This is a genomic window from Terrimonas ferruginea DSM 30193 (assembly GCF_000425585.1).
Classification (GTDB): Bacteria; Bacteroidota; Bacteroidia; order Chitinophagales; family Chitinophagaceae; genus Terrimonas; species Terrimonas ferruginea.
This window is the reverse complement of record NZ_AUDS01000018.1, coordinates 65808-90027: the sequence shown is the minus strand read 5'-3', so window position 1 is coordinate 90027 and position 24220 is coordinate 65808. Positions and strand designations below refer to the sequence as shown.

The 24220-nt window shown below is 47.5% G+C and carries 18 protein-coding genes; 8 read left to right on the top strand and 10 right to left on the bottom strand.

Going from position 1 to position 24220, the window contains the following annotated elements; genetic code table 11:
* Positions 1-11 precede the first annotated feature (11 nt).
* The 3 genes from H608_RS0106755 to H608_RS21530 form a co-directional block, all read right to left on the bottom strand.
* Positions 12-3143 carry a SusC/RagA family TonB-linked outer membrane protein gene (locus tag H608_RS0106755; protein ID WP_028787007.1) on the bottom strand — a complete coding sequence of 1044 codons (3132 nt, stop codon included), beginning with the start codon at positions 3141-3143 and terminating at the stop codon, positions 12-14.
* A gap of 41 nt (positions 3144-3184) precedes the next feature.
* Positions 3185-3934 carry a DeoR/GlpR family DNA-binding transcription regulator gene (locus H608_RS0106750; protein ID WP_028787006.1) on the bottom strand — a complete coding sequence of 250 codons (750 nt, stop codon included), beginning with the start codon at positions 3932-3934 and terminating at the stop codon, positions 3185-3187.
* A gap of 182 nt (positions 3935-4116) precedes the next feature.
* The gene (locus H608_RS21530) at positions 4117-4635 is read right to left on the bottom strand and encodes a hypothetical protein (RefSeq protein WP_051268101.1); all 519 of its coding nucleotides are present in this window, start codon (positions 4633-4635) and stop codon (positions 4117-4119) included.
* A gap of 101 nt (positions 4636-4736) precedes the next feature.
* Between H608_RS21530 and nhaA the strand changes: the two genes are divergently transcribed.
* The gene (nhaA, locus tag H608_RS0106740; protein ID WP_028787005.1) at positions 4737-5909 is read left to right on the top strand and encodes a Na+/H+ antiporter NhaA; all 1173 of its coding nucleotides are present in this window, start codon (positions 4737-4739) and stop codon (positions 5907-5909) included.
* Positions 5910-5911: 2 nt separating this feature from the next.
* Here nhaA and H608_RS0106735 read toward each other — a convergent pair whose 3' ends face one another.
* Positions 5912-6223, bottom strand: coding sequence for a hypothetical protein (locus tag H608_RS0106735; RefSeq protein WP_028787004.1), 312 nt, complete (start codon positions 6221-6223; stop codon positions 5912-5914).
* 42 nt (positions 6224-6265) lie between these two features.
* Here H608_RS0106735 and H608_RS23475 point away from each other — a divergent pair, with 42 nt between their 5' ends.
* The gene (locus H608_RS23475) at positions 6266-7492 is read left to right on the top strand and encodes a hypothetical protein (RefSeq protein WP_028787003.1); all 1227 of its coding nucleotides are present in this window, start codon (positions 6266-6268) and stop codon (positions 7490-7492) included.
* 5 nt (positions 7493-7497) lie between these two features.
* Here the strand turns inward: H608_RS23475 and H608_RS0106725 are convergent, their stop codons facing one another.
* The 3 genes from H608_RS0106725 to H608_RS21520 all read right to left on the bottom strand — a co-directional run bounded on the left by H608_RS0106725 (position 7498) and on the right by H608_RS21520 (position 11282).
* A complete protein-coding gene (locus tag H608_RS0106725) occupies positions 7498-9075 on the bottom strand; it encodes an OstA-like protein (protein WP_051268100.1) in 1578 nt (525 codons plus the stop codon).
* 72 nt (positions 9076-9147) lie between these two features.
* Positions 9148-10140, bottom strand: coding sequence for an MlaD family protein (locus tag H608_RS0106720; protein WP_028787001.1), 993 nt, complete (start codon positions 10138-10140; stop codon positions 9148-9150).
* Between the two features lie 173 nt (positions 10141-10313).
* Positions 10314-11282, bottom strand: coding sequence for an N-acetylmuramoyl-L-alanine amidase family protein (locus H608_RS21520; RefSeq protein WP_051268099.1), 969 nt, complete (start codon positions 11280-11282; stop codon positions 10314-10316).
* Between the two features lie 150 nt (positions 11283-11432).
* Here H608_RS21520 and H608_RS0106710 point away from each other — a divergent pair, with 150 nt between their 5' ends.
* Positions 11433-14225: a putative LPS assembly protein LptD gene (locus tag H608_RS0106710; protein ID WP_028787000.1), complete on the top strand. Its 2793-nt coding sequence runs from the start codon at positions 11433-11435 to the stop codon at positions 14223-14225.
* Here H608_RS0106710 and H608_RS0106705 read toward each other — a convergent pair.
* The 3 genes from H608_RS0106705 to H608_RS0106695 are packed head-to-tail and all read right to left on the bottom strand — an operon-like array spanning position 14219 to position 17188.
* Entirely contained in the window at positions 14219-14953 is a 735-nt protein-coding gene (locus H608_RS0106705; protein WP_028786999.1) for a lysophospholipid acyltransferase family protein, read from the bottom strand. The two genes, H608_RS0106710 and H608_RS0106705, sit on opposite strands and share 7 nt — an antisense overlap.
* Positions 14954-15009: 56 nt before the next feature.
* On the bottom strand, positions 15010-15684 hold the full coding sequence (gene ung / locus H608_RS0106700; protein ID WP_028786998.1) for a uracil-DNA glycosylase: 675 nt from the start codon (positions 15682-15684) through the stop codon (positions 15010-15012).
* Between the two features lie 49 nt (positions 15685-15733).
* On the bottom strand, positions 15734-17188 hold the full coding sequence (locus H608_RS0106695) for a hypothetical protein (protein ID WP_028786997.1): 1455 nt from the start codon (positions 17186-17188) through the stop codon (positions 15734-15736).
* A 301-nt stretch (positions 17189-17489) separates the two neighbouring features.
* On the opposite strand from H608_RS0106695, the gene gyrA reads away from it, so the two are divergent.
* The 5 genes from gyrA to H608_RS0106670 all read left to right on the top strand — a co-directional run bounded on the left by gyrA (position 17490) and on the right by H608_RS0106670 (position 24207).
* The gene (gene gyrA / locus H608_RS0106690) at positions 17490-20093 is read left to right on the top strand and encodes a DNA gyrase subunit A (protein ID WP_028786996.1); all 2604 of its coding nucleotides are present in this window, start codon (positions 17490-17492) and stop codon (positions 20091-20093) included.
* 50 nt (positions 20094-20143) lie between these two features.
* The gene (locus H608_RS0106685) at positions 20144-21469 is read left to right on the top strand and encodes a hypothetical protein (RefSeq protein ID WP_028786995.1); all 1326 of its coding nucleotides are present in this window, start codon (positions 20144-20146) and stop codon (positions 21467-21469) included.
* Between the two features lie 217 nt (positions 21470-21686).
* The gene (locus tag H608_RS0106680; RefSeq protein ID WP_028786994.1) at positions 21687-22913 is read left to right on the top strand and encodes a PIN domain-containing protein; all 1227 of its coding nucleotides are present in this window, start codon (positions 21687-21689) and stop codon (positions 22911-22913) included.
* Between the two features lie 90 nt (positions 22914-23003).
* Positions 23004-23630, top strand: coding sequence for a DUF5343 domain-containing protein (locus H608_RS0106675; protein ID WP_028786993.1), 627 nt, complete (start codon positions 23004-23006; stop codon positions 23628-23630).
* Entirely contained in the window at positions 23623-24207 is a 585-nt protein-coding gene (locus tag H608_RS0106670) for a Swt1 family HEPN domain-containing protein (protein ID WP_211227041.1), read from the top strand. The genes H608_RS0106675 and H608_RS0106670 overlap by 8 nt, the downstream gene beginning before the upstream one ends.
* The last annotated feature ends 13 nt before the right edge of the window (positions 24208-24220 follow it).

Sequence of the window (24220 nt, the reverse complement as noted above, 5' to 3'; positions counted from 1 at the left end):
TTTTTTGAGGGTTACAGGGAAAGACGGATACCAAAGTTCAGGTTGATCGGAGTAGGCAATGTACCGTAGTCGAAACCTGCAGAGCCAACACCACGTGCACCGGCAGAAGTACCGCTCACGGACGGATCAGCACCGGAGTAGTTGGTCATCAGGATCAGGTCGTTTACGGTAAAGAATGCACCCAGTGATTTGATCACACCTATGCGGCGTACAAAGCTCTGAGGGAAATTGTAGCTCACACTCAGATCACGCAGACGGAACCAGTTTACATTTTTCTCAATGAACACTTCTTCCGGCATACGCTCAGCATAATATGTCCAGTTGTACGCAGGAATGATGCTATAAGTATTACGTGTAGGCGTTGCGGTATTTTCTTTACCGTCGCGCAGTACACCTTCCACTACGATCGGGGTATAACGGTCTGCGGTGATCGGACTCTTACCGATGCTGGTCAGGAACTTGTTGTTACCGTTGAAGATATCACCACCGACTTTCAGATCCCACAGGAAGCTGAGGCGCCAGTTTTTATAGCTGATCACGTTGTTCCAACCCAGACGGAAATCAGGGTTACGGTCACCGAATACAGAGTAAACAGTATTTACGAGCGGCAAACCGTTGGTAGGATCGATAAGGATATCACCGGCGTTGTTGCGCTGGTAACCTGCAGCAGTGATGGTAGTGGTTGGGCCACCTTTCATGATACCGCCGCGGGCATTACCATAAACCCATGTGTCAGCAATATAGTATTCCGCAACGTTGGCCGGCATTTCTGTTACACGGCTCCACATGCGGTTGAAGTTGAACTGCATGTCCCAGTTCCAGTCTTTCTTACGCACGATGTTGGCAGAAACGGTCACTTCCACACCTTCGTTGCGTGTGCTGCCCGCATTCTGCGTGTTGAGTACATAACCGGTACCGTAGCTCAGACGGAAACCTTCGATGATCTGGCCTTTTGTCAATGTGTTATAATAAGCAGCATCAACAGACAGACGTCCTTTGAAGAAGCGCCATTCCGTACCAACCTCGAAAGTCTTTTGTCTTTCAGGCTCCAGATCCGGGTTGTTGTTGGTAAATCCATATTGGAAACCACCACCGGAAGAAGTTACGTTGGTAAAAATCGATTGTGTGGAATAAGGCAGGTTCAGGCGGGCAGTACCGGCCAGTGAACCACGCAGTTTCACATAATCGATGCCTCCTCTTTTCAGACCGGGAATGATGTCGGTCATGATAAGGCTGAGGCTCGCACCGGGATAGTTATACTTACGGTTTTGTTTCGGCAGGGTAGATGCTTCTTCAAAACGGTGGGTATAGTTCAGGAACACCTTGTTGTCATACGCAATAGCCGCTTCACCGAAGTAAGCAAACATCTTGGTGATAAACAGGTTGTTTTCACCGTATACATTGCGAAGCAGGTAAGTACGTGTGTTCGGTGCGGTGTTGGCACTGTCGGTGCGGTTAGGATCGGAGAGGTTGTTACCGCTTACTGCGAACATCTCGGTTTGATAATCCTGCCACATGGTACCAACCATCAGGCGTCCGCTGAATTTACCGAGCGACTTACGTGCTGTACCGGTGATGGTGTGGTTGTAACCAGTGTATTTTCTCCACCAGTTGTCCTGGATACCATTCACGGTAGAAGCGATGTAGTAAGACTGCGGATGATACTGAAGATAACCTTCGGCATCGTAAGTATCATAGCCGAAACGACCGGAGAAGCTCAGCCACGAAGTGGGGTTGATGTTGATACCCAGCGTGGCACCATAACGATCGTTCTCGTCATAGTTCTTGTTCTTGTTAACGTTGAACAACGGGTTGTCGTAATCGGCATTGGGGTTGTTGCTGAACAGCGGAATTTTTGAACCATCGGCTGCCTCATAGTTGCGGATATCAATGGTGTTCGGCCACATCATGAGACCGATAAGAAAGCCGCCCGCACTGCGGAGTACCTTGCGGTTCTCCGCTCTGATATAGGAAATGGCAGGTGTCAGCTCCAGCCATTTGCCAACCTTTGTGGTGTTGGACAAACGGAAGTTGATTTTCTTATAAGTGTTGTTTGGCACCACACCGTCCTGGTCAAAATAAGACGCAGTAAAGCGGAACAAAGATTTCTTGAAACCGAAATCCATACCCAGGTTGTGGTTTTGCGTAAAGCTGGTTTTGAAGAACGCGTCTTTGTTGTTGTACAATTTTGTGCCCGGTTCGTAAGCAGGACCGAAATAACGGAACACATCAGAGGCTACACCATTCTCACCATTCTTATATCCGTCAATGGTTTCGGGATAACGCGTCACTTTGGAGAAGCGGAGGCTGTTGTCGTACTGCAGTGCAAACTTGCTGGACTTGGGCTTGCGGGTGGTGATAACGATGGCACCGGAGCTTGCCTGGCTACCGTACAGTGCGGTAGCTTCAGGACCTTTCAACACGGTGATCGATTCAATGTCGTTGGGGTTGATGTCGGCCATACGGTTTGTATAGTCCGTCTTCTGGTTGTTGGTGGAAGTAAGACCGGCGCCGCGTTCAACAATGCCGACACCTGAACCGCCTTGTGAGTTTTCGTCGAGAGAGGTGTTATCCATGATTACACCGTCCATAACGAAGAGAGGCTGGTTGCTGAGTGAAAGAGAGTTGAAACCACGTAATACGATAGCGCTGGAAGAACCGGCAGTTCCTGAAGTAGGGTTGATGGTCAGACCCGCTACACGTCCCTGTAAGCTGTTGATGAAGTTTTCGCGTTGTGTTTCGCGGATATCATCACCGCCTACTGTTTGGGTTGAGTAACCCAATTCACGTTTATTACGTTTGATATCCATGGCCGTTACGACCACTTCGCCGAGCGCTCCTTCCGAAGCTTTCAGCGTGATACCTAACGTAGCGCCGTCACCGGCTTTGATTTCCTGCGGCTCGTAACCTACATAAGTTACCTGCAGGGTTTCGCCCGGGCTTACCTGGAGGGTAAACTTACCGTTGGCATCCGTCTGTGTGATGCGGCGGGTGCCCTTTACCCGGATCGTCACACCAGGCAGCGGTGTTTTGTCATCCGAAAGTACCGTTCCACTAATGGTCTTTTCCTGTGCATAAGCAACTTGCGGTACCAGGACGATCATCAATAGAAAGGCTACTAATAACTGGAGAGCTTTTCTCATAGCATGATGTTGTTTTAGTATAATAATTAAGCAGTAAACAATTATAACACCTGTATACCGGCCTGCTGATAGGGTTGCAGCAGGGCATTGTCTGCAGGTAGTTCTGTAATCAGGGTGTGGATTTTGCCGATCTCACAAACCTGGATCGGTTGAAACGTATTGACTTTTTCGGCAATCGTCATACAAACAACCCGCTGGGACGATTCAATCATCGCTTTTTTCAATTGCACCACTTCCCAGTCATTGTCAGTAACCCCGTGTTCGAGGTCAATAGAATTAATACCCAAAAAGCAAATATCCGCCTTCATCTGGCGAATCTTTGCGATAGCTTCCGGCCCTACGGTAATTTTTGAATTTTTGGAAATGCGGTCGCCAATAAGGATCACTTCGATATTGGGATGATTCATGTATTCCAGGATCACCGGAATACTGCCCGATATAAAAGTGGCCTTCAAACCATGCGGAAGTGAACGCGCCATTTCAATAATGGTGGTACCACCGCTGGTGAGGATAAACATTCCGTTGTGGATAAGGCTGATGGCTTTTTGAGCAATCTTCTTTTTCTGACTTTGCGAATATACTCCGTTCGTAGAGAAATGAACTTCGTTAAAAGAATGGGAGAGAGCTCCGCCGTGCACCTTTATAAGTTTGCCCTCTTCCGCAAGTTCCTGCAAGTCGCGGCGGATCGTGTCTTCCGAGACATTAATATCCTGGCAAAGAGTGGCGGAAAGCACCTTATTGTGCAGGTTTACCTGGTGCAGTATGTAAGCCTGGCGTTCTTTCTTAAGCAATTGTTTCGTTTAGACCCCTAAAGTAATATATTCCCGCATAAAAACGCAAAAAACCGTACATTTTTGCAGAATGTGGAAAAATGCCGGTTTTATGGGGAAAAGAGTTATAAGTAATAAGTTTTAAGTTATAGGTACAACAGCCCTTCGCTGACTTAAAACTTATTACTTACTACTTACTACTTTTAAAACGTAAACCTCGCCGTCAGGCCAATCACCGCCGGCTCAAAATTGATATCCTCCACCAGGTTCAATTCGGGTTTCCAGTCGATCGCGAGATTCAGCGGAATATTGGAGAATTTATAGTCGAGACCCACAACGCCCTGCGCCCCAAAATTGGGAATCGTTTCATTGTGGTCTTTATTGACATTGTACGTTTTTACAAAACCTAAATACGCACCACCGCCGTAAAACCAACGCAATCCTTCCGCAGCACCGATCGGTTTATGCAGTTCATACAAAGCGCCGATCGCCAGCGGATCACCCAGTGAAAGCAAGGCCTCGATCGCTTTGTTTTCCTGGAAAAAATATTTGAAAGAAATGGAATTGTTAACGATCGCCTGACTACTACTCAACCGGATACCTATCGCAGCCTTATAAGCGGGAGCAGTGCTTTCCGGAATCGTTTCAGTTTCCTGGGCATTGACGGTTTGTACACTACATACGGTCAGCACCACGAGCAGAGATAGAACAGTTTTTTTCATATTAAATGAGTTATTGCGGTAGAACGGAAAAACTGCGCCGCATAGTTTAAATGAAATGCAAAATCGTCGTTAAGGGTCACAGTCCTTATTTTTGCACACATATGCGCCTTACCAAATTATTCGGACAATTTTTTGAAAGTGAAAAGGCTGCCGGCCTGATACTCCTTTTTTGCACAGCCCTTTCCCTGCTGCTGGCCAACAGCGCAGTGGGAGAGTCGTATGTCCATTTCTGGCATACCAACGTTGGCGGGCAATCGCTTGAATACTGGATCAATGATGGTTTAATGACCATCTTCTTTTTAATGATCGGACTGGAATTGGAGCGGGAAATTTACAAAGGAGAATTGTCGCAGGTAAGACACGCGTTATTTCCGGCCATCGGTGCTATCGGCGGAATGGCGCTGCCCGCTTTGCTTTTCTGGTTATTGAATAAAGGAACCGCTTTCGCAGATGGCGTGGGTATTCCCATGGCAACAGATATCGCCTTTGCTTTGGGTATTCTTTCGCTGCTGGGCAATCGCGTACCGGCGACTTTAAAAGTTTTTCTCACTGCATTGGCCGTGATCGACGACCTCGGCGCTATCATGGTGATTGCGCTGTTTTATTCCAAGGGAATTGTTTTACTGAACCTGGGCATTGCCCTGGGATTGTTTATCGTTATGCTGGTGCTGAACAGGCTGCGCATGCATAAGTTATGGCCCTACCTGCTATTGGGAGCGGGCATGTGGTATTTTATGTTGCACTCCGGCGTACACGCAACCATCTCCGGTGTGCTGCTGGCATTTGCCATTCCGTTTGGAAGCGGCGGTCCTAAAACGATTTCCTATAAACTGCAATCGTTTCTTCACAAACCCGTTTCCTTTTTTATCCTGCCCGTCTTTGCATTGGCCAATACGGGTATCATTATTGAAGCGGGCTGGGCAAAGGAATTAACCTCATCCGAAAGTCTGGGCATTTTCACCGGTCTTGTTATCGGAAAACCCGTCGGCATCACTTTGTTTTGCCTGATGGCTGTGTTGTTGAAAGTTGCCAGCCTGCCGCAGGGATTGAAGTGGCAACATATTTTTGGCGCCGGCATACTGGGAGGCATCGGTTTCACGATGTCGATCTTTATTACTTTACTCGCATTCGATAACCCGCATTACATCACCACCGCAAAAATTGCCATACTGCTGTCATCGCTGATTGCTGCAGTGGCAGGACTGGGATGGCTGGCATTGTTCCTGCGCGAAAGGCACGCTCCCGAACCTCTCCTGGAAGATGAGGAAACCTGAGATTATTTCACTTTCGCTGTAGCGGAACGACGCGCTGGTTTTGCTTTTGGCTTCGGCCTGGGCGGTGCCTGATTAGCAAGACTGTCGGCACGTTTTTTTGCGGCGAGGCTGTCGGCCTGCTGCCTGCGCTTGCGGTCCTCCTCCCATTGTTTCATGGTTTCCTTATCCGGTAAACCGAATCCCGAACCGGCAGAGGCGGGTTTGAAATGCGCGGCAGCACCGCTGTGACTGCGGTGCGCTACTTTTTTCGTTTGTGCCGAAGCAGCCGTAACGGCCAGCGAGGCAATGGTCAGAAGCAGAAGATTGCGGATCATAATCGTAATTTGTATCCTGAAATTTATCAGATACTTTTAAGGATGCAAGATACCCGCCCACCAGTTGCATGGCCTCCCGTCCGGACGGTATTTTTTCGTTTCGGGGCCTTCTTTTTCCTGTTGTTGATTCTTACATTGCCCTGGCCGCAGGACTCGCTGCCTCATCCGGCTAATTGGCTCGCTCCGTTATTCACTAAATGGAATGGTTACACCGGCTTTTATATACTGGGATTACCGGCCACTGCTACTTATAAATTAGCCTCTGATACACCCGGTCTTTATATTCATTTGCTGCATTGTTTTTTACTCGCGGTCATTGGTACGTTGAGCTGGTCGTTGGTGGACAGGAAGCCTCGCAATTATGACAAAGCGCGTTGCTGGCTGATCAACCTGGCGGCTTTTTATCTCGCCATGCATTTATTCATGTATGGCTGGAATAAAATATTCAAATGGCAATTCTATCAGCCAGAGCCCAACACCTTATATACGCCACTCGCGGATACCTATCCCGATCTGCTCTACTGGAGCACGATGGGCATTTCGCGGAGCTACAGTATTTTTTTAGGTATAGCCGAATTGCTGGCCGCGATATTGTTGTGTTTAAGAAGTACAAGACCCGGCGGTGCGTTGCTCGCATTAACGATCATGGCCAATGTGGTGGCCGTAAATTTTTCTTTTAGTATTTCGGTAAAAGTTTACTCCTTCCTGTTGCTGCTGTTGGCGGCGTGGTTGTGTTATGCGGAAAGAAGAAGATGGTGGCATGCATTATTCGGTAGCAGGACTTTGATCAACAAACGAAGAATGTTATTGCGCTTGGCGCTGTTTGGAGCCATCATCCTGTTTACACTTTTTCCTTACCTCAAAAGCGGTGTTTATAATGATGATGCCGCACCACGCCCGGCTTTTCACGGAGCTTATGATGTGCCCGTTTTTATCGTTAACCAGGATACATTGTTACCATTAACCACCGACCAGTTTCGCTGGCGCCGTGTGTTTATTCATCGCCAAAACTATTTTGTTACACAATTGATGGATGATCAAATGCAGGACTACGCTTTCCGTTGCGATACCGTCACACATGAATGGTGGTTGCAGGATCCGGAAACGGGAGAGGAGAAAGTATTTGCTTACAGCCAGCCGGAGGCAAATGGTCCCTTATTTATCAGTGGAGTGCTCGGCACCGATACCATCACGGCCATGTTGCAACCGCTGGATTGGAAAAACAAACCGCTGTTGCAGTCACCATTTACGTGGACGATCGATCCGTAGACGGATCACTCAAATAATTCGTATTTCGTTTTAGGACGGCGCTCTTCGAGCCAGCGGAAATTCGGGAGACGCATTTCAGCCGGGCTTTTCTGACGGATAGGCCAGATCGTACCGGTCACCTGGCTGCGGAAAGCAATTTTATGCAATGCCTGTTCCTGGAAATAAATATCAATGATATCACATTTCGATTGATTGATGCCCGTATAGGAACTGTCGGCATCATCTCTTATATAGTAAATACATTCGGCATAGCCTTTCGCGCGGACGGAGTCGATATTTCCATTGACAAAATAACCGTCCATGCGCGTTGATTTGATCTGGTTATACGCTTCATGATCCATTTTGTTGACCATAAAACTGCGTTCAAATGCTTCAACCCGGTCGGCCTTCCTGTTTTTGGTATGGAGATAAATGGTATCACCGGTGATCTGGCTGTTGTTGGCCCAGACCACGGGATCCTGGTAGAGCCGGAAGGTGGAATCCTGGAAGGAATAGAACATGCTGTCGCAGGTAGCCTGGATCGAATCATTGAAGATGCGCACGTTATGAAATGCTTCGAAGTAACGGTTGGTGCTGTCTTTGTCATTCAGCCTGGCCACTTTCGTGCCTTTCAGGGTATCCACTGTCAACGAATCACGTGCACCATAAAGTGCGGTGAGCTTTGCCGTAAATAAAGTATCGGCTGCGATATAAATAGAGTCTTTGTCCTGCTTCACGATCATCACCGGTTTGCGCGTAGCCAGTACGGCTTCGGTACGTTTGTCCTGGAACACCAGTCCTCCGAGAATAGTAGTACCCTGCGCAGTATCGCTGATGATGGCATTGCCCGTGACACGGTAAATGCTATCTGTGAGTTCAATCACATCTCCGGTGATGCGCGTTTTGCCATCGATGATTTCAGAGCGACGTCCAAACTGAGCCTGACCGGTCCTTTGGTTATAAAAACCTTCTTTGGTCCGGATTTTCCGTCCGCTGCTGTCTACAATATAAGTTTGGGCTATGATGCGGGCATCGCCGCTTTGTGTATTGTATAAAAGTGAATCGGTGGTAATGGTATATGCCGGGTCTTTCAGGAATACATCTTTTTTGAAATAGACGTCTTTCAGGTCTGCGTAGTAATAACCTTCCTGGCTTGTGAGTACCGTTTTCTGATTGACTACCCGTCCGCCATTTTTGTAGATACCAATATTAGTGGACATGTCGTATTCCAGGTCCGGCGTGGTCAATGAACCTTTACCATCGGTAAGTTTTACGTTTCCGTCGAAGTAGGCGATTTTTTTATCGCGGTGATAAATCAGGTGACGGGCGCTGATAGTAGCGGTGTCACCATCCACGATCCTCACATTTCCCCATGCTTCGAAGATGCGGGTACGGCTGTTGTCCACCGCACTGTCGCAATAAAAAATAGTATTACCCTGCAGCGCTTTTACATTGCCGGCAACGATGGTAAGATTGGTGCTGTCGTCCACGCGCTTCATGGTGAGGTTGCGTGTGTTGCTGACAATCTTAATGGAGTTGACTGTATCGGAAGGTACCGGTACCGGCTCCTGTGCATGAATCATGTTTGCCAGCAATAGGAGCATGGCAGACAGGAGGAAATACTTGAAGATTAGTCGGGTCGCAGGCGGCTTCATATTAAAATCGGGTTCGGGGACTTAGTAGTCTACGCGAACCGTATCCTTTTTAAGTGGCGAAGTTAGCGCCCCACCTTTATCTTTTCTTCCGAACACGGAAATATTAACGTAGCGTTTGGGGTGAGCCCGCAGGTCGTCGAGCAATATCTCCGCACTCAGTACCGTGTTGTTGATCTTATCATATAACTCGCGATCATTTATCAGCGCGCCCAGCGATCCTTTGGTGCTGGACATACTGTTTACAATTCCCTTGAGCTGGTTGACGGCCACCTGCATAGAGTCGGCGATCGGGCCGATGTTGACACTTGCCAGGCTGCCGGTAAAACGTTTGGCATTGCTGATGATCGCGGTAATGCTGTCGTTGCTTTTAGCAATATTGGCCGTAATGGAATTGGCATTGCCCAGGGTAGCGGTAAGGTTGCCATTGGCAGCCTGCAGCATGTTGCTGAGAGCGGCGGCACTGGCATCGAGCTGGGCCAGGGTAGAACGGATATGACCTTTGACCGACTCGTCGAATATGGTATTCACATTACCAAGGATCAAATTCAGGGTATCGATGGTGTTGCTTATTTTACCAAAAACAGGTTCCAGTTGTGGTGCAACGGAACTGAGCATGCCTCCCTGGCGGGAAACGGATTTGAGCTCTTGTCCCATTTCTATGCTCCGGGATGAATTTCCTTTCTGGATCACCAATACGGGAGTTCCCAGGAGGCTGGGTTCGATATAGGCGACGGAATTATCGGGGATATTCACCTTTTTATCCATAGCGATGGTGACCTTGATACCGTTAACGTCTTTGTCCAGTGGCTCTATATCATCTATATGGCCAACGGTAAGACCCAATATCTTCACCGGGTTCGATTTATCAAGCGATCCCACATTCTCGAATATGGCATAAATGGTATTCTTCTTTTTAAAAACATCCCTCCCCTTGAGAAAATTGAATCCAACGATAAGCAGGGCGATGGCTCCTGCCGCCAGGATGCCAACTTTGGTTTCATTGCTGATTTTCATGCTGGTAACTTTACACACTTCGTATGCTAACAGAGTGCCAAATTAGCCATTTATTTTGAAAACCAGTTAATAAGAGGCCCGGGGCCGGCCGTTGAACCACCCGAAACAGCAGGACAGTACATTAAAAAACAGCGACCGGAGCCGCTGTTTCAATCATTTGTAAAAGAATCGGATCAGAATGCCTTTTTGGGACCTTTGGCTTCCAGTTTTGCTTTATAGGATTTAAAAGCGTTGATAATATTCCGCACAATTTCGTCCTGGCCTTTTTCACTATTAAGATATTCTTCCTCTTCTTTGTTAGAAATAAAGCCTATTTCCACCAGGATGCTCGGCATACCTGTTGCCTGGAGCACCCAGATACCGGTATCATTACGCTGACGCACGCCACGGCTTGTGCGGCCGGAAGCGGCAAATTCTTTTTCTACAAAATCGGCCAATGTCAGGCTCTTTTTGAAATAGTTCTGCGCGTACACCAGCATACGCGCCATTTCTGCGGGGTCGGAAGGGTCGGGGAGTTTCAGTCCGGAAACGGAATCCATTTCCCCATAGTATTCGTTGTTTTTGGCAACGGAACTGATCTTGGCGTCGTTCTTATTTACGGCCCATACATAGGTCTCGGTACCTTTGGCCGTGTTCTCGCGGTATACATTCTGGTACTGGTATTCGTAATAAGTCTGTTTCTTTCTCTTTTTGCCTTTGCCTACCATGCGGGTCTTGGCCGTTTTACCTACCACTACTTTTTCATACCAGCCGCCGGGACGTTTGCCCGCTGCATTGCAGTGAATGGAAATAAAGAGATCGCCGCCGGAAGAGTTGGCCAGATCGGCGCGGTAACGCAAATCTTCGTTCAATGTTTTCTTGTTGCCGGCATTGGCGTCGCTCGTGCGGGTGTAAACGACTTTGATCTCAGGAAATTCTTTCTGAAATGCCTTACCTAATTTAAGTGCAACTTCAAGTGATACTTGTTTCTCGTTGGAGAACAATCCCTGGGCTCCCGCAAAATCACCACCATGACCCGGGTCGATGATCAACGTACGTACCGCCGGTTTACCGGGCGCTACCGTATCCTTCGTGGGATTGATAAACGAAACAAAGCAACAACTGGCAAGTGCAAACAGGGTTAATGAAAGGGCTCTTTTCATGGAAAACTACTGGAATTTTTGGTGGCGGGTCCTTGCTCATCTGCTATCGCTGTACACACCGGCAGGACCTTGCCAGTTAAATTAATGGGTTATTGCAATCTTCACAATTTGTTTAAGTCCGAATGATTTACATTTGCTGCCTGGAAATATATGGGGCTGCGAGACAAATTTAAACTAAAATATTTTTTTTCTGCCATACTGACTGCATTAATCATCTGCACAGTAACGCGGAACAGTGTAGCTTTCCATACCACGCAAGGTAATTTTTACACACCTTTAACAACAGCGGCCGACACCATCAAGCCGCGTAATGCCGCAGACAGCACGTCCAGACTGCGTTTCACCGGATCGGATACCATACGTCCGCTCAGAGCGGATACTATACCCGGCCGTGATTCACTCGATTTAGGAGAAGACTCCCTACCTGCACAAAAGGTTGATACCTTTTCATTAAAACTTTCAAAAGACTCGCTCGACGGACCTGTTAACTATTACGCAGAGGATTCCGCCGTGGTAATGGTGACCTCGAAAAAAATCTTTTTATACGGCAAAACGAAAACCGAATACAAGGACATCAGCCTGAAAGCACCGCAGGTTGAAATCGATCAGGCCACACAGGTACTCACCGCCGTTAACCGGAAAGACAGTACCGGTGATGTAGTGGAAACGGCTGAATTTTCGCAAGGCGCTGAAAACACCTTCACGAGCGACACCATCCGTTACAACTTCAAAACGCAACGTGGTCTTACCAAAAATACGATCACCGAAAACAGTGGCGCATTCATCCATTTCGACGTAGCCAAAAAAGTAGATGCCAACACTACCTTCGGCCGAGGCGGTTTTATCACTACCTGTAATCTTTCCGATCATCCGCACTTCGGCTTCCGCGCGAGCCGGATGAAAGTGGTCAACAAAAAACTGGCGGTCACCGGCGCCATACACCCGGAATTTGAAGACGTACCTGTTCCCATTTACCTGCCTTTCGGTTTCTTCCCGCTGAGCCAGGGACGCCATTCCGGTATTCTTGCTCCGCAGTTTGCCACCAACGATGTGGCTGGTCTTGGTCTCGAAGGGCTGGGTTACTATAAAGTGATCAACCAGTACTGGGACGTAAAAGTATACGGCAACATCTATTCTTACGGTGGATGGTCGGGTAATATCAACCCCACTTACCGTAAACGCTATAAGTACAATGGATCGGCTAACATCGGCCTGCTGTCTACCAAACGTAACTTTAAAGGCGACCCGGATTATTACAAAGCAAGCAGCTACAGTATTGCCTGGGCACATAGTTCCGATTCGCGCGCGCGGCCCGGCACCACCTTCTCGGCAAGCGTGAACGCCAGTTCCACCAACTACAACCGCAACGTGACCAATGATGCGCGTACCAACTTCAATAACATCATGGGATCGTCCATCATGTATTCCAAAACATGGGTGGGCAAACCTTATAACCTGACCTTATCGGCGAACCATAGCCAGAACAACCTCAACCGGCAGGTAACGATCAGTTTGCCGGACGCGGGTTTTACGGTGAGCACGCTTTATCCTTTCCAGAAAAAAGAAATGGTAGGCTCGCGTAAATGGTATGAGCAATTGGGTATCGGTTACCAGGGCAACTTCCGCAACTCGTTCTCTTTCTACGATTCAATCAATTATAAATCCGTATACGGTAAATCTGTTTTCTCTTACCTGCTCGATACCTTGCAATGGGGCGCGCAGCACAACATTCCGGTTACTTTATCCTTACCGGCGGTGTTCAACGGCGCATTGGTCATCGCACCCAGCGTATCTTATTCGCAGGTATGGGCCAATCAGAAAACACGTTATCGCTGGAATACGGCCAACCAGAAACTGGATACGACCACCACACGCGGATTCTTCATCGATCAGCAAACCAGCTTTGCACTTTCGTTCAATACGGCGCTGTTTGGTACCTATGAATTCAAGAATAGAAAAGTGATGGCGATCAGGCACGTGATAAGGCCATCGTTCAGTCTCAACTACCGGCCCGATCTTTCTTCACGTTATTATTACCGTGATACAATTGCACCGGGATACACGGCGATGTTTGGTGAACTGCAAACTGCACAACCCTATGCGGGTTACGGCAGCGGCAGAGTGGGAGGAATCAGCTTTCTGATCGATAACAACGTGGAGATGAAAGTGCGGGATAAAAAAGACACTACCAGCAACGGCACCCGGAAAGTGCGGCTGATCGATGGTCTGAGTCTCGGCGCCTCCTATAACTTTTTTGCCGATTCCATGCGGCTTTCGCCCTTCCAACTGGCATTCCGTACCAATCTGTTTGACAAGATCAACATCAGTGCATCCGGTATACTCGATCCCTATCAAACCAATGCCATCGGCCAGCCCATTGATAAATTTGCGTGGGAGGGAGGTGGATTTAAAGTGGGACGTCTGTCAACGGTGAGTGTGTCGATGTCCACCAGTTTTCAGAGCAAACCAAAAGACCCCGACAAAGAAAAACTGAAAAAAGATAAACTGGCGCAGCAATTTGCCGATCCCACGCTGCAGGCCGATCAGCAGCGGTTGCTCGATTACATGCGGCAGAACCCGGGCGAATTTGTTGACTTTAACATTCCCTGGTCGGTGAACATATCTTATTCACTTGTCTATAATCAGGTGTTCAACACCACGCTGGCTGCGTTTGAAGGAAGATTAAACTCGAATGCGAGTATTAGCGGCAGTTTCAACCTTACACCGAAATGGAACATCAGTGCGAATACTTTCTATGACTTCCGTACAAAGGATATTCAGACCTTCTCTATGTCGATCTCGAGGGATATGCACTGCTGGCAATTGTCCATCAACGTAACACCAACACCGCCGTACCGTTACTTCAACTTCACCATCAGTCCGAAGTCGGGCATGCTGCAGGATCTGCGCATCAACCGTACACGTACTTTCGTTACTTACTGATGAGCGGTGAAATATTCGCTCATGATCCCGCGCACTTTCTCGCGTAATTCAGCCGCAGATAATCCATTGGCCGGTACAGGTTCGAGGAAATGTATTTCCAGGCGTTTGGGTAGGAAAAAGAAGGGCTTATTGGCGGGTACCGCTTTGCGCGTATTTAAGATGACCGCCGGAATGATAGGAGTATTGGTATCTGTCGCCAGTTTAAAAGCGCCGTCATAAAATTTCTTCAGCGGCTGGTCAGTACGGTTGCGGGTGCCCTCGGGATAAATACACATGTGCATACCCATTGCCAGCACTTTCTTCATCTCATCAAAACTCTGGCGGCGGCTGCGTTCGCTGTTGCGGTCGACGAGTACCGAACCCTTGCGATAATAAAGACCAAACAGCGGCACTTTGGCGAAAGAAGTCTTGGCGATCGTCTTATTGGGGCCGGGAATAAAAGGAGAAGACAACGGAATATCAATAAGGGAATTGTGATTGCACGTGACGATATAAGCCCGGCCTTTTTCAAAATTCTTTTTACCACGCACACGCACAGGACAAGCCACCAGGAAAAACCAGACACGCATCCAGATGCGGGAAACATGAATAAAGTAAGCGGTGCTGCGCGGTTCAGGCATCAGGTAACAAACCATCGAAGGCAGAAACACCAATAAAAAAGTAACCACGAAAGTGAGCAATCCCCACACGGCCCATACACGACCGGCCACAGCTTTTATAAATGACATCTATTGAATTTCTTTTGAACAAAACGAATACGCACAGCGCAAAAGTAAGGCATTGGTCAGAGCTGCCAGTCTACGGGCGGAATGCCCTGCTGCATCAGGTATTCATTTGTTTTGGAAAAATGCTTACATCCCAGAAATCCATTGTGTGCAGACAACGGCGAAGGATGCGCTGCTTTAAGGATGAGATGTTTGGTGCCGTCGATGAGTGCGCTTTTTTCCTGTGCAAATTTCCCCCATAACAAAAACACGACATGCGCACATTCCGCCGAAATGGTTTTGATCACCTCGTCGGTGAAAGTAGCCCAGCCGATCTTTGCGTGGCTCATCGGCTCGCCGGCGCGTACGGTCAGGGAAGCGTTGAGCAGGAACACGCCTTGCTCTGCCCACCTGGTGAGGTTGCCGTGCATGGGAATCTCCATACCGATATCATCACGGAGTTCTTTAAAAATATTAACGAGAGAAGGAGGTGCCGGCACGCCGTTCTGCACGGAAAAGCAAAGGCCATGTGCCTGGCCCGGGCCATGATAGGGATCCTGGCCAAGAATTACCACTTTCACTTTCGAAAGAGGCGTCGTATTGAATGCATTGAAAATAAAAGGGCCGGGCGGGTAGATGGTCTTGCCCTGCGTCTTTTCTGTTTTCAGGTGTAATATGATGTTTTGAAAATAAGGCTTGCTGAATTCTGCGTGCAATACCTTTTTCCAGCTTTCTTCTATTTTAACGTCGGCCATACGATGATACTTAAGCGGCAGCAAGGTACGGCTTCAGTGGCAAAAAAGCTTACCGCGCTTTCACCACCGAAGAGATCTGGTACGTGACATCAATACCGCGGTTGGTATCGGGCATCCTGATGGTAGCCGACGATTTGGCGTCTATTGCAGGAAATTCGATCCACTGTGTTTTCAGTACCTGTTCGCCGGGTTTCATGTATTTCAGTTCCACGATTACTTTTTCCAGCGGATCGTCCGAGCGGTTGTAGACGGTGAGGCGGAGATCGCGGATGCCGCCGAAGGGTACGCGTTTATAATTGTTGCTGAGCACGGTTACTTCTCTCGGCACGTCGCGGTCGGAAGCGATCAGTGCATTGCTTTCTTTTAAACCAGAATTTGAAACAGACCGTCTAGTTGATTTATTTTCAATATTATCCTGATTATCTCTCGAAGACCGGTTGCGTTCGCCGGTGGCCGCATTGGTGGTTACACGCTGATAGCTATCCGCCTCTTCAACAGCAGGTGTTTTTGGCCGATCGGCCCTGGTCATGACAGCTTTTGCGCCGCGGCTGGGTTCGGTTTTTGCCGCTGGTGGATCTTTTTTCGCGGTCACTTCGCCCAGCATTTTTTCCTCCGGAGTAGGCGGAGGGGAGTTGGCGATGATCTTGCGCAGACGTGCCTCTTTGGCAGCAGCGTCGCGTGCTTCTTTTGTTTTGATATCCGCTTCGGTTTGTTCTTCGGCACCGGTGGACATCACCACACCTTCCTGCACGCCGGCGGGTGTTGATGCGGTATTATCGGGGATTGGATCCGTTTGAACTGTCTCTTCCTGGTTGGCGGCCAGCGCCAGTTGTCTGGTTGGCCCTCCGGGTAAATGCGGTGCCTCGCCGCGGTTGCTCATGGCCCAGCCGAGGAAAATACCGCCGCCGATCAACAACACCATGATACCGGCGATGCGGAGTTGTTGCATCCATACGCTGCGGCGACTGATCTTTTGTTTGCGGTCGAGTAAGGTTTTGACGTATTGCTCCTTGATTTCGTCGAGCGGTTGGGAAAATTTGGTATGAATGGCTTCTTTGTTTTCCACGACTTTGATGGTCGGGGCGGGTTCTTCGGACAGAACGGGTGCCTGCTCGATTTCGGTATAATTCTCAATCGGCGTAGCGGGTAAGGTTACAAAAACCGATTTACGGGCGGGTTCTTTTTTGGCAGGCTTTTCCTCGACCTGAGTAGTGATCTTGGGCTGATAAGCCTGGTAAGCGGGTTGGGGCGCATCCTGGACAGGCTTTGGCTGCGGTTTGGGTTGTACGGTATCTTCCGGTTTCTTGTAAAACCGGTCGAAGGGTTGTTCCTCCACGACCGGCGCGTACGGACGCAGTTCTTCGATCTCGCTCGGGTAGCGCCACGCGGCGCTTCGACCGTTGATCCAGACAAGGTCATACGCTTTAAGTCCGAAGGACAAAAGCTGATCGAGCGTGTAAGGCCCGTTTTCTTTGTTATCGCGCAACAGCAGATAAGTTCCCATTTGATCCACATTTTTGCTTCCGTGAAAGAACGAAAAATTTGTGCCGCCAAGTGTAAAAGCTCTGTTATAAACTGGCTGGTTCTTACTAATTGATTGTTAATCCACCAAGGTGGATAACTAGGGTAAAAAACCCTGGTTTTTTATCGGATTTAAGTGTTAGAAAAGTTAAATTTGCGGGCTTCACCTGCGACCGTCCGACACTGAGGACAAGTGCCTTGAAAATGAATTAATTATAAGGCTGCAGACACAGCAGGGAAGTGGCAGGTAAAAGGCCTGTCATTCGGATCTTAACTTCAACACAATGGAAGAAAATTTCGGCCCACAGGAAACCCAGGATACTAACCGGATCATTCCTGTCAACATCGAAGAGCAAATGAAAACCGCCTACATCGACTATTCCATGTCGGTGATTGTGGGGCGGGCGCTGCCGGATGTGCGCGACGGTTTCAAACCCGTTCACCGCCGTATCCTGTTCGCGATGAATGAACTCGGTCTTAATGCCAACAAACCGTACAAAAAGTCAGCGAGAGTAGTAGGGGAAGTGCTGGGTAAATATCACCCGCACGGTGACGGCTCGGTATACTTCGCCATGGTGCGTCTGGCCCAGGACTGGAACATGCGTTACACCCTGGTAGACGGTCAGGGTAACTTTGGTAACCAGGACGGAGACGATCCGGCTGCCATGCGTTACACGGAAGTAAGGCTGGCCAAACTCGGCGAACACATGCTCGACGATATCGAAAAAGATACCGTCGATTTCCAGCTCAACTTCGACGACTCGGAAAAAGAACCATCCATCCTGCCTACCCGTATCCCGCAATTGCTGGTGAACGGCTCCAGCGGTATCGCCGTTGGTATGGCCACGAACATGATGCCGCACAACCTCTCCGAGGTGATCGACGGCTGCATAGCCTATATCGACAATCGTGAGATCACGATCGATGAGCTGATGGAACACGTGAAAGCACCCGACTTCCCGACCGGTGGCATCATATACGGTATGGAAGGCGTAAAAGCAGGCATGCATACCGGACGCGGACGGGTAGTAGTGCGCGGTCAACTGACCGTGGAAACCAAACCCAGCGGACGTGAACAGATCATCATCACGGCAGTACCTTACCAGGTAAACCGCGACTCACTGACCAACCGCATTGGCGAACTGGTCAATGAAAAAGTGATCGAAGGCGTTGCACACGTAAACAACGAATCCAACAACAAAGAAGGTACACGTATCGTACTGGATCTGAAACGTGATGGCGTGGCCAACGTTGTCATCAACCAGTTGTACAAGCACACGGAACTGCAAACGTCTTTTGGTATTAACAACGTGGCGATTGTGAAAGGCCGTCCGCGCACGCTGAACCTGAAAGACCTCATCAGCGAGTTCGTTGAATTCCGCCACGAAGTGGTAACACGCCGCACGCAATATGAATTACGCGAAGCGGAAAAACGCGCCCACATATTGCAAGGTTACCTGATTGCGCTGGATCACCTGGACGAAGTGATTGCGCTGATCCGTGCATCTGCCACACCAGATGTAGCACGCGAAGCGCTGATCAACGCCGGCTGGGGACTCGATGAAATCCAGGCCCGCGCCATTCTCGAATTGCGTCTGCAACGTCTGACCGGCATGGAGCGCGAGAAGATCAAAGAAGAATACGATCAACTGATGACCCTGATCGCCGATCTGCGTGATATCCTGGGTAACGAAGGCCGTCGTTATGAAATCATCAAAACCGAGCTCACTGAAATCAAAGATAAATACGGCGACAAACGGAAGAGTGAGATCACTTACCTCGACAATGAAGTAAGCATCAAGGATCTGATCAAAGAAGAAGACGTGGTGATCACCATCTCGCATCTCGGCTATATCAAGCGTACGCCGGCGGATGAATTCCGTTCGCAGCGCCGTGGTGGCCGTGGTGTATTAGGCGGTAAAACACGCGACGAAGACTATATCGAGCACCTGTTTGTAGCATCCACCCACCATACATTGCTTTTCTTCACAGAAAAAGGAAGATGTTACTGGCTCAATGTATACCAGATACCGGAAGGCGAGAAAACCAGTAAAGGCCGTGCGATCCAGAACCTGATTCAACTGATCCCAGGTGACAAAGTGCGCGCGATACTGGACGTGAAAGACCTGAAAGACGAAGAATTCGTAAGCGGACACAACATCGTACTGTGTACCAAAAAAGGTGTGATCAAAAAAACGGCGCTGGTTGACTTCAGCCGTCCGCGTACGACCGGTGTAAACGCGATCACCGTAATCGAAGGCGATGAACTGCTCGAAGCGCGCATGACCGATGGCAACAGCGAAATCATGATGGCCGTCAAAAGTGGCCGCGCGATCCGTTTCTCCGAGAAAAGTGTACGTCCGACCGGACGTGGCGCAATCGGTGTGGGCGGTATCGAAGTAGACGATGCAAAAGACGAAGTTGTTGGTATGATTTGTGTAAATCCTGAGACTGACGCATCCAAAACGGTGTTGGTAGTCAGCGAGAAAGGATTTGGCAAGCGTACGGCATTCGACGAATACCGGTTTACCAACCGCGGCGGCAAAGGCGTGAAAACGATCAGTGTAACCGAGAAAACCGGTAACCTGGTAGGCATGCTGGCCGTATCGCAAACGGAAGACCTGATGATCACCTGTAAAAGTGGCGTAACGATCCGGATGAAAGTGGCCAATATCAGCGAATTAGGACGTGCGACGCAGGGTGTGAAACTGATCCGCATCGACGAAGGAGATGAAATTGCCGCGATCACGCAACTGGATGAGGAAGAAATTCAGGTAGAAATAATGGAAGGCGAAACGCCGGCGGTGGAAGGAAGCTCCGAAACCCCGGGTGACGCAACTCCTCCGGCAGAAAATGCATCAGAAGAAGAACAACCACCGGTAGCATAAAAAGAAACCGGGATAAGAAAGCTTATTTTTTTCATCAATTAATAACATCAATGAAAAAGTTCAGTATTCTTTTATTAACGATGAGCTTGCTAGCGGTGACTGCAGGCGCGCAGCGGTATGAAGATGTCAAAAACCTGCTGTTGCTGCGTCAATACAAAAATGCCAAGGCAACGGTTGACAAGGGTATGACGAATGCAAAATACACGTCAAAACCCGAAGGATATATGCAAAAAGCAACGGTATACTCGGCGCTGGCACTGGATACCACACTGCCGGCGGCAGAAGCTGCCCAACTGCGTGAAGAAGCCTACAGCGCTTTCCTCAAATTCCGTGAAATGGATCCGGAAATGAAACTGATCGCGGACGCTGAATATGCCAATACCGTAGGTAACATATATGCAGGCTACTTCAATGCAGGATTCAGAAACTACCTCGACAAAAGCTGGGAGGCGGGCCTGCCCAACCTCGAAAAAGCAGTGGTGCTTGGCGATCTGATGACAGATAAAAAACTCTGGACAGTAACGGCCGACACGAACGCGCTCATCCTGGCGGCGGTGGTGGCCGACAATGCGAAGAAAGAAGGTGAAGCCGTTAAATACTACACGCGCCTGGCCGGACTGAAACTGAACACACCGGACTACGAGGAAGTGTACCGTTACCTGGTGCGTTACTATGCGGAAAAGAAAGACGACGTCAACTTCGAGAAATACAAAGCCCTGGGTAAAGAACTGTATCCGAAAAGCGATTACTTCAACTACGACAAAGTGGACTTTGCGATTGGTACGGTAGAGGGATTTGATGCGCAGGTAAAAGCGCTGGAGGGCGTGTTGGCGAAAGATCCGGAGAACTACAAAGCGAACATGGGATTGGGTGAACTGTTATATGACACGTTGAACTCCCGCAAAGAGGGCGCTGTGCAGCCAGCCAATGCTGAAGAACTGGAAGGCAAAATGATCACATCGCTGAACAAAGCTGCAACTGCGAATCCCGACAAAGCTGCGCAGGCGTTCATATATATAGGTGATCACTTCATGAACAAAGCCGACAGAAAGCAAAACGAAATGACCGAGGTGGAAACCGAGATCCGCAAGCGTCCCGGTGGTAAAGCCACGGCGGCTGACAACACGAAGAAAGCGGAACTGAAAAAGCAATACGATGCGACTTACGACCAGGGACGTGAATACTTTGAAAAAGCGGCTGAACTGTTTGCCAAGAAGCCTGAGTTGGACAAAGTGGAAAAACGTCAATACAAGCTGATTGTGGGAAGCTTGGCGCAATACTACTCTTACAAGCGTGAAGGCGCGAAAGGGGCGGATCTGAACAAGTATATTGCGGCGGAGAAGAAGTGGAATGATTTGGATGACAAGCTGAAATAAGCTTTTAAGGAATGTATATTAATGACGGCGGCCTTAGGGTCGCCGTTTTTTTGTGGTGGAGGGTTTGGTGGGCCGAATACCTATTTAACATAATGTAAATTATGAGACAATCGAAATAGGGTGTTTTTCCCCGGTTATTTGTTATGCAACATATTCTATTCTCCCTACCTTGTTAACTGGAATTTTGAAATACATATTTGGATCTAACTTTAATACAATGAAAAAGGCTTTCAATTGGTATTTCCCACTATCTAGCACACAGATAAGAAAAATATGGAGCGAAGCAGTCTTGACTGTAGATACAAATGTATTGTTGGATTTATATCGCTATCACCAAGACACAAGACAGGCTATTTTAGATTCTTTGAAAAGTTTCAAAAATCGTGCTTGGATATCGCATCAAGTAGCTGATGAATTTTTCAAAAATCGTAACAATGTTATACTATCTTCAGTGACTTCCTTTAATGACGCCGATCGCAGTCTAAATGATATAAAGAAAGTCAGTGAAGAACCTTTAAAAAAGTTAAAAGGCAATAGAATAATTCCAGATGCCTTAGCTGAAGAACTTGAAAAAACAATAAATACAGCAATTAGTTCTGCAGAAGCCAAATTGAATAGCATAAGGGCTCAAAACCCTAATTACCGAGAGAACGATCCTATTCTTAAGGAGATTTGTGAACTGTTTGACTCAAGTATAGGTTCTTCTTTCGATAAAGAACTACTATCTGAAGTCTTAAAAGAAGGCAAAAGAAGAAGTGAAAAGAAAATCCCCCCCGGATTCAAAGATTTGGATAAAGATGGCGACAGGCCCTATGGAGATTATATTATTTGGCGTCAAATTCTCGACTATATCAAAGAAACACAAAAGCCGCTAATTTTAGTTACGTCTGAAGAGAAAGAAGATTGGTGGGAAAAAGCGTCCGGAAAGATTGTAGGGCCCCAGTATGAATTACGGAAAGAGTTTTTCGAGGAAACCCAACAGACATTTCTGATGTACAGGACAGATAGGTTCTTAGCATTTGCCAGTGAAAGCTCTGGAAGAACAACGAACACTGCTGCTGTTGCAGAAATTCTTGATGTTGCGAAACAAAGACAAGGGCAGCGAGAGACCCCGCTTGCCAAAATCATTGAACAAAAACAAGTTATTAACGACGGGAATACGGCATCAGGAGAAATAGCAGTTAATTTATTAGAGCCAACATATATGTTCACATGCAGTGGAAGAGTCGAACCTCAGTTAAATGACATACCCAGTCTAACAATACGTTTGACTGAGTCACCAAACGGAACACCTGTTCATATAATAAGAGCTGGAACTGGGACCACTTTTGACTTTAACATTCACTTAAAATCAATGGAATTGGGAGTTCGATTTCCTGTTGGGCGCTATACGTTTGAATATTTCGCAAGTATTCAAACATATAGTAACATCCGAAAACACTAGTATATATATACTAGATACTCATCAGCTTTCGTTCTTTGCATTTAGATATAACTTTTACGGACAATCCTTTTTCTTACATTTAATACTGACATGGCTTTACCTAGCACATATACCCAGGAACATAAACGATTTGCTGAATTTTTTGGAAAAATACGTGATGCTCAAGCTCCGGACAAGTTCACAAATCAATTACTTTTAGACTGGGGCTATAAATCAAACAATCACAGACCATTTATTCCAATATTGAAAGCCCTAGGGTTTCTAACACCTGACGGCTCTCCAACTCAGAGATATAAAGATTATAGAAATCATTCTGCTTCAAAATCTGTGATGGGGGACGCACTGAAAGAAGCATACTCAGACATTTTCTTAATTAAAGAAAAACCCTCTCCTTCCGATAGGGCTTTAATTGAGGGCAAATTCAAGAGCTATCATAACACAAGTGATGTTGTTGCCAATTTAATGACAAAGACATTCTATGCATTACTAGATTTGGCCGAATTAGATAGCGACAAAAAAAGTGGGACTCAACGACCGTCAACAAATAAAGAAACAGAACCTGATGAGACAGGCATTCAAAATCAAAACTTATATAAAAACGGTAGTAATCTTAACTTAGGATTACACTACAACATTCAAATTCATCTCCCGGCAACAAAGGATTTAGAGGTATATAATGCGATTTTTAAATCATTAAAAGATCATTTACTTGAATAAACGAAAGGATATCCGTGATTTCTTTTTTAGAGGATTAATGTTCGAATCAGAATCAACTCGTTTCCAAAATGCCGGAATCCAAATTGGAGCTGATTCGGCCTATGCGGATCAACAACTGTTAAGTGAAGCATTGTCTCCATTTAATATTGGGCTACGAAATAATGCTCTTGAAATGGCGAGGCTTTACTCCCTTTTATTCTGTTTTGAAAATGAAATTAGATCCTATATCCGAGGTACATTGAGTGAAACTGAAGGGGTGGATTGGTGGAACAAATTACCTACCAAAATTAAGAGTCATGCAGAAATGAGGCAAGCTGCGGCAGTAAGGGATAGCTGGCTGGAAGGAGAAAAAACGGATTTACTAGGTTTTGTTGATTTTGGAATGTTAGCAAGTATAATTATTGAAAAATGGAACTTATTTAGCAATATTATTCCATCTCAACACTGGCTTAAACAGCGAATGGAAGAATTAGAAAAAACCAGAAACTTCATAGCCCACAATAGAATGCTTCTTCCGTCGGAATTTCAAAGAATCTATATGTATATAGCGGATTGGAATCGCGTAATAGGTTTATAACCTATTAGTCGCT

What these genes read in the sequence shown, in the direction of transcription:
- H608_RS0106725 (WP_051268100.1), bottom strand. Translation starts at nt 9,075, where the DNA reads ATGCTCCTATTGCTGGCAAACATGATTCATGCACAGGAGCCGGTACCG.
- gyrA (WP_028786996.1), top strand. Translation starts at nt 17,490, where the DNA reads ATGGAAGAAAATTTCGGCCCACAGGAAACCCAGGATACTAACCGGATC.
- ung (WP_028786998.1), bottom strand. Translation starts at nt 15,684, where the DNA reads ATGGCCGACGTTAAAATAGAAGAAAGCTGGAAAAAGGTATTGCACGCA.
- H608_RS0106695 (WP_028786997.1), bottom strand. Translation starts at nt 17,188, where the DNA reads ATGGGAACTTATCTGCTGTTGCGCGATAACAAAGAAAACGGGCCTTAC.
- H608_RS0106680 (WP_028786994.1), top strand. Translation starts at nt 21,687, where the DNA reads ATGAAAAAGGCTTTCAATTGGTATTTCCCACTATCTAGCACACAGATA.
- H608_RS0106705 (WP_028786999.1), bottom strand. Translation starts at nt 14,953, where the DNA reads ATGTCATTTATAAAAGCTGTGGCCGGTCGTGTATGGGCCGTGTGGGGA.
- H608_RS0106675 (WP_028786993.1), top strand. Translation starts at nt 23,004, where the DNA reads ATGGCTTTACCTAGCACATATACCCAGGAACATAAACGATTTGCTGAA.
- H608_RS0106710 (WP_028787000.1), top strand. Translation starts at nt 11,433, where the DNA reads ATGGGGCTGCGAGACAAATTTAAACTAAAATATTTTTTTTCTGCCATA.
- H608_RS21520 (WP_051268099.1), bottom strand. Translation starts at nt 11,282, where the DNA reads ATGAAAAGAGCCCTTTCATTAACCCTGTTTGCACTTGCCAGTTGTTGC.
- H608_RS0106755 (WP_028787007.1), bottom strand. Translation starts at nt 3,143, where the DNA reads ATGAGAAAAGCTCTCCAGTTATTAGTAGCCTTTCTATTGATGATCGTC.
- H608_RS21530 (WP_051268101.1), bottom strand. Translation starts at nt 4,635, where the DNA reads ATGAAAAAAACTGTTCTATCTCTGCTCGTGGTGCTGACCGTATGTAGT.
- H608_RS0106735 (WP_028787004.1), bottom strand. Translation starts at nt 6,223, where the DNA reads ATGATCCGCAATCTTCTGCTTCTGACCATTGCCTCGCTGGCCGTTACG.
- nhaA (WP_028787005.1), top strand. Translation starts at nt 4,737, where the DNA reads ATGCGCCTTACCAAATTATTCGGACAATTTTTTGAAAGTGAAAAGGCT.
- H608_RS0106685 (WP_028786995.1), top strand. Translation starts at nt 20,144, where the DNA reads ATGAAAAAGTTCAGTATTCTTTTATTAACGATGAGCTTGCTAGCGGTG.
- H608_RS23475 (WP_028787003.1), top strand. Translation starts at nt 6,266, where the DNA reads ATGCAAGATACCCGCCCACCAGTTGCATGGCCTCCCGTCCGGACGGTA.
- H608_RS0106720 (WP_028787001.1), bottom strand. Translation starts at nt 10,140, where the DNA reads ATGAAAATCAGCAATGAAACCAAAGTTGGCATCCTGGCGGCAGGAGCC.